The following is a 5,751-nucleotide window of genomic DNA, read 5'->3' on the forward strand; positions in this document are numbered from 1 at the left end:
ACGCCGATTCTCCGGCGGATGCTGTCGCGATCGTCACTGAGGTCGAGTCGGTCGAAGTGGTGGCTGAGGCAGTCGCACCTGCCAGTTCCGAGATTCCGGCCGAGGCCCCGCGCGTTCCCGCCGACGCGGAGCACGCATCGACTCCCGTCGACTCCGTCGACGACGACGCATTCGAGACGGCAGCCCGCGCGTTCCGTTCCGCCGCCACGGGCAGCACTCCCATCACCGAGACGCCGCAGGCCGCGGCCGACACCACGGCATCCGAGTCGTCCACGTCGCACGTGGCCGTCGGCCGTCGCTCGCCTCGTCGATTCCTCGCGCTCGGCGCCACTGTCGGGGTCATGAGCCTCGCCGGTCTTCTCGCTGTCGGCATGACCCTGCCCGCCGAGGCGGTCGCCGCGGTCCACGGTGGCCAGAACCTCGCGTCGACCTCGCTGGTCGCGTCGTCCGGATCGGCGTCGAAGGCATCGTCCGACGGAGAGATCCAAGCCTTCGTCACATCGTCCGACGTGCAGAACGAATCGCTCGCACGCTCCGACAGCTTCTCGACGGTCTCGCTCGTTCAGGTCGCATCCGAAGAGGGCATCAACTACTCGAACGAGATCTTCACCAACGACACCGAGGCAGCCATCCAGTGGCCGTTCAAGGTCGGCGTGGGAATGAGCTCGGGCTACGGCATGCGCTGGGGCCGGCTTCACGAGGGCATCGACTTCGTGCCGGGTGAGGGCGCGCCTATCCAGGCGATCGCCGACGGCGTCGTTCGCATCGCCACCGAGCAGGGCAACGCATACGGTGTCACCGTCTACATCGATCACGTGATCGACGGACAGGTCATCACGAGCCACTACTCGCACATGCAGTACGGCTCGCTGCAGGTCAAGGCCGGCGACAAGGTGAAGGTCGGAGACATCGTCGGGCACACCGGGAACACCGGCCGCTCGTACGGTGCGCACCTGCACTTCGAGATCATCGTCAACGGCAGCACGATCGATCCGCTGCCGTGGTTGCGCGAGAACGCCGGTCGGACCTCGTACTGATCGGCTCGATTTCATGAGGACGCCATGGAGATGGTATTCTCGTGTGGTTGCCCCGCGAGGGGCAGCACGCCCCGATAGCTCAGTGGCAGAGCACTTCCATGGTAAGGAAGGGGTCGTCAGTTCAATCCTGACTCGGGGCTCACGGTGTTCGTATCTGCGATGCGGATACAGTGCGGCAGGGTAGCTCAGCTGGTCAGAGCGCACGACTCATAATCGTGAGGTCGCGGGTTCAAGCCCCGCTCCTGCTACAGAATGAAACCCCCGGATCTCCGGGGGTTTTGTCGTATCTGGGGAGCGGATCGGAGAGCCCACGCTGAGGTTGCGGCTCGGCTGAAGGTGCTCTATCGGTATGCTGGCATGGCCCTCCGGATTCGCTGGACGGGTCTTCGTATTCGCAACAGGCTTGTCCACCATGATCCCTCGATCCTTCTCCCGCGCCCACCCCTCTTTTCGCTCCGTCTTCGCGGGGCGATAGCGCATGGCCACTCCGGACCACATCGTTGCGCGCATGGCCGCGGTTCAAGCGCGGATCCAGGACCACCCGCTGTCCTCCGAACCGGTGCGGGACGCCTTCGAGGTCATCGAACGCCACGGTAAAGAGAATTCCGACGCGATCACGCGTGAACTGACCGAGCGCGGTCTTCCGAGTCTCGACGAATTGGGCAGGCTCCAGATCCGGTACATGTTCAGCTGGTGGAGACTGAACCGCCGGAAGAGGATCCTCGAGCGCAGGATGCTGTCAGAGCCATGATGTCACCGCGTCGAGAAGTCGCAAGGGCGCAAGTGCGCGCGCCGGATGTCAATGGGTGCCGGGGGTGCAAGGCCGCCGCGAAGCTGTCCGCCGCGAGACTGGTCGTTTTCTCATCGACGATCGGAGTGATCATCAGCCCCTTCAACTCCTAATCGTGAGGTCGCGGGTTCAAGCCCCGCTCCTGCTACAGAATGAAACCCCCGGATCTCCGGGGGTTTTGTCGTATCCGCCGCCATCGGGGCGCGCTCTAGTCTGGGGGAGAGCCAGGCGCCCACCTGAAGACAGGGATCGAACACGTGACGACGACTTCGACGATCGGCAGTTCGCAGACCCACAGCACGGGGGCGTCGTCCGCGGTCCGTCGCACGCGACGAGTGTGGATCGCCGTCGGCGCAGCCGCTCTGGCGTTCGGCGGTTATCTCGCCGCCGTGGCGGTGGTCTCCTCCTCCAGCGATCCGTCGGAGGCGGTGCGCTCGTATCTCTCGGCGATCGCCGAGGGCGATGCATCCGCCGCCGCGCAGATCGTCGATCCCGCGGCATCAGGTACCGATGAGACGTACTTGACCGACGAGATCCTCGGAGCCGCGACCGAACGCATCGAAGTGGGTGTCCGTCACGACGACCGGGCGCGAGGGCGACACAGCCGAGGTGACGGCGGTCATGGAGCTCGGCTCCGAGTCCTTCACCCATGCGTTCACGATGACGCGGGACGCAGGCGCAACCTGGCTGCTGCAACCGGGATGGCGACCCGACGCACCGTTGACGGTGGAGGCGACCGTGAGCGTCGCGGACCGCATCTCCCTCACCGGCGTGGAGCAGATCGAACTCGCCGGGGCCGAACTCGACCTGACGGTGAGCGACGTTCCCGGTGTCTCGGCAGACTCCCGGTCGGAGCCCGTTTCGGTGTACCCCGCCGTCTACGACCTGACCGGCCGGGACCAGGGCACGTACTTCACGATCACCCCCGTCGACCTGGTGGCCCTGCCGCCGACGGCTGCGGCCGAACTCGCGGTGGCCGCGACGGATTCGCTGCAGGCGACCCTGCGGGATGCAGCGAGCGCCCGGGCCGACGCCTGCGTCGAACCCGGGACATCGGGCGATGCCGCGTGTCCGTCGATCCTGAGGCAGCAGGATCCGTCGACCATCGGCGTCGTCAGGGCGCCGTATGACGTGTCCTTCCGGACCGACCACCGATTCATGGTCAAGGTCGTCTTCTGGTATCCCCCGGAGGGCGGAACCTCGTCGGGGACCGGCACGACCGACTACCCGACCGACCTCCTCGGCAGGTACACGATCGACGGCGATGACGTGACGGTCGAGTTCACGCCCTGGGACGAGCTGTAGGAAGGCTCAGCCCTCTGCTGAGCGGTGTCAAGGGGGCTGACCGATCCGCGACACGGCGAGAGGCTGATCGCACCTTTCCGCAACAGACGATCGGAGCGAACATGTCAGATCCCCAGGCAGCACCGGATGAGGGAGCCGAGATCGACGCGACCGGCGTCGACGCCGATTTCGTGACGAACGACCCCGACCCCGACGTCGACCCCGCGACACCGGGGGAGGGCCAGAAAGCCGACGGCGACAACGCCGATCACCCTGACGAGCTCGAGGTCGAAGACCTCCCCTGATCTCGAGCGCGAGACGACGGGCCCGCTCCTCGGTGTGAGGAGCGGGCCCGTCGTGCGTGTGCGGCATCAGCGCGTGCTCGGCGGAGCCGGGCGAGGCTCTGCCGCATCCTCGTCCTCGTCCGTGCCGCCGGCGACGATACGCCCCGTGCGGCGCTGTTCGGCTTCCAGGCGCTCGGCCTCCTCTCCGCTGATCGCCTCACCGCGTGCGACGAGACCTGCCTGGTCCGACAGCGGGATCTGCTTGAGGAACAGCGAGAGCACCAGCGCCACAGCGATGAAGGGCACCAGGAACCAGAAGACCGGAGCGAGAGCATCCGCGTACGCCGTGACGATGCCGTCACGCACCTCGTCGGGAAGTGCGTTGAGTGTCGCCGGATCGATCGTGGACGCTGCCTGAGATGCATCCTCGGGTGACGCGCCCGCCTCGGCGAAGACGCCCAGCAGGTTCTCGGTCAGTCGGGTGGTGAAGATCGTGCCGAAGACGGCGGTGCCGAGAGAGGCGCCCACCTCGCGGAAGTAGTTGTTCGTGCTGGTGGCGGTGCCGATCTCACCGGCCGGCACCGCGTTCTGCACGACCAGCACGACGACCTGCATGATGAGGCCGAGACCCGCACCGAACACGAAGAGGAACGCGCAGATCAGCCAGATGGGCGTCTCGGCCGACAGTGTCGTCATCGCGACCATCGCGAGACCGGTCAGGATCGTCCCGACGATCGGGTAGACCTTGTACTTTCCGGTCTTCGAGATCGCGATCCCCGAGAAGATCGACGTTCCGATCAGTCCCACCATCATCGGGATCATCAGCAGGCCGGATGCCGCCGCGGACGTGCCGGAGGACATCTGCAGGAACGTGGGCACGAAGCCGATCGCGGCGAACATGCCGATGCCGAGCACGAGTCCGATCGCTGTCGCGTTGACGAAGATCGGGTTGCGGAACAGGCTCAGCGGGATGATCGGGTCCTGCACCCTGGCCTCCGTGATGACGAAGGCGGTCGCGGCCACGACGAGACCGGCACCCCACGCCCAGGTGGCAAGGGAGTCCCAGCCGAACTCCTTGTCGCCGCCGAAGTCGGTGAAGAAGATCAGGCAGGTCGTCGCGATCGACAGGAAGATCACACCGAAGATGTCGATCGGCTTCTCGGCCTTCTTGCTCGGCAGCTTGAGGGCGACGAGAGCGATGATGAAGGCGGCGATGCCGACGGGGATGTTGATGTAGAACGCCCATTGCCAGGTCATGTGGTCGACGAAGAAGCCGCCCAGGAGCGGGCCTGCGACGGCGGACAGCCCGAAGACCGCCCCGAGGGGACCCATGTACTTGCCGCGCTCATTCGCCGGCACGATGTCGGCGATGATCGCCTGCGACAGGATCATGAGTCCGCCGCCGCCGAGTCCCTGGAGCGCTCGGAAGGTCACGAACATCCAGAAGTCGGTGGCGAAGGCGCAGCCGACGGAGGCGAGTGTGAACAGGGCGATCGCGACGAGGAAGAGGTTGCGTCGACCGAGCACGTCGCCGAACTTGCCGTAGATGGGCATGACGATCGTGGTCGCGAGCAGATACGCCGTCGTGATCCATACCTGGTGGTCGACGCCGCCGAGTTGGCCGACGATCGTCGGCATGGCGGTCGAGACGATCGTCTGGTCGAGGCTCGAGAGCAGCATCCCGGCGATCAGGGCGCTGAAGATGATCCAGATGCGCCGCTTCGTGAGCAGGAAGGGGGCGTCCTTGGTGGCTGTGGCGGACATTCAGTCGGCTTTCTGTGATGGTGCGAACACGGCGCGAGCGATCTCGAGGCGTCGCTGGAGGAGGTCTGTGAAGGAGTCGGTCGAGTGGTGGTGCAGCAGCTGGTCCATGCTCAGGCGCACCAGCGCGCCGACGGTGTGGACCATGACCTCGGCGCGCAGCTCCGCATCCGGGCCCTCGTCGCTCCGCCGCATGACGAGCTCCATGTCGCGGCGCTCGTTCTTCGCCAGCTGCTCGAACGCAGCTTTGAGCAGCCGGTGCTCCTGCTCGATCACCGCGAAGAGCGCGGGTGCGTCGTCGAGCGGGTTGAAGAGGTCGAGCCGGGCGATCGTGAGCTGCATGAAGTCGTCGACCAGGTCGCCGTGCCGGCGTAGGAACTCGGTCTCGAGGGCTTCCTGTCGGGAGTCGATCGCGGCGAACCCGAAGACCGCGTTCTCCTTGCTCTCGAAGTAGTTGAAGAACGTGCGCCGCGAGACGCCCACCTCCGTGCAGAGCTCCTCGACGGTGAAGCCCGCGAAGCCGCGCTCCGTCGTCAGGCGGCGCGCGGCATCGGTGAGCGCGCGGGTCGTCGCGCGCTTGCGCTGCTCGCGAGGG

General features: G+C 66.2%; 7 protein-coding genes and 2 tRNA genes. 6 read left to right on the top strand and 3 right to left on the bottom strand.

The genetic code is table 11. The features are described 5' to 3' along the window. The 4 genes from RWO82_RS14825 to RWO82_RS14840 all read left to right on the top strand — a co-directional run. On the top strand, positions 1-1,037 hold a 1,037-nt coding region (locus RWO82_RS14825), incomplete at its 5' end, for a M23 family metallopeptidase (protein ID WP_314428298.1). A gap of 68 nt (positions 1,038-1,105) precedes the next feature. Further along, a tRNA-Thr gene (locus RWO82_RS14830) sits at positions 1,106-1,177 on the top strand. A gap of 34 nt (positions 1,178-1,211) precedes the next feature. Continuing rightward, positions 1,212-1,285 (top strand) — tRNA-Met (locus RWO82_RS14835). A gap of 230 nt (positions 1,286-1,515) precedes the next feature. Then, positions 1,516-1,788 (top strand): hypothetical protein, encoded by a 273-nt coding sequence (locus RWO82_RS14840; RefSeq protein WP_314428299.1) that lies wholly within the window; start codon positions 1,516-1,518, stop codon positions 1,786-1,788. 415 nt (positions 1,789-2,203) lie between these two features. Here the strand turns inward: RWO82_RS14840 and RWO82_RS14845 are convergent, their stop codons facing one another. Continuing rightward, positions 2,204-2,386 (bottom strand): hypothetical protein, encoded by a 183-nt coding sequence (locus RWO82_RS14845; RefSeq protein WP_314428300.1) that lies wholly within the window; start codon positions 2,384-2,386, stop codon positions 2,204-2,206. Between the two features lie 8 nt (positions 2,387-2,394). On the opposite strand from RWO82_RS14845, the gene RWO82_RS14850 reads away from it, so the two are divergent. Next, positions 2,395-3,132: a hypothetical protein gene (locus RWO82_RS14850; protein ID WP_314428301.1), complete on the top strand. Its 738-nt coding sequence runs from the start codon at positions 2,395-2,397 to the stop codon at positions 3,130-3,132. Positions 3,133-3,233: 101 nt separating this feature from the next. Next, a complete protein-coding gene (locus RWO82_RS14855; protein WP_314428302.1) occupies positions 3,234-3,416 on the top strand; it encodes a hypothetical protein in 183 nt (60 codons plus the stop codon). Between the two features lie 66 nt (positions 3,417-3,482). On the opposite strand, the gene RWO82_RS14860 is transcribed toward RWO82_RS14855, so the two are convergent. Both RWO82_RS14860 and RWO82_RS14865 read right to left on the bottom strand, forming a co-directional pair. Continuing rightward, entirely contained in the window at positions 3,483-5,159 is a 1,677-nt protein-coding gene (locus tag RWO82_RS14860) for an MDR family MFS transporter (RefSeq protein WP_314428303.1), read from the bottom strand. Further along, the coding region (locus RWO82_RS14865) for a TetR family transcriptional regulator (RefSeq protein ID WP_314428304.1) at positions 5,160-5,751 on the bottom strand (592 nt) is incomplete at its 5' end.

The organism is uncultured Microbacterium sp., from assembly GCF_963521645.1.
Taxonomy (GTDB): Bacteria; Actinomycetota; Actinomycetes; order Actinomycetales; family Microbacteriaceae; genus Microbacterium.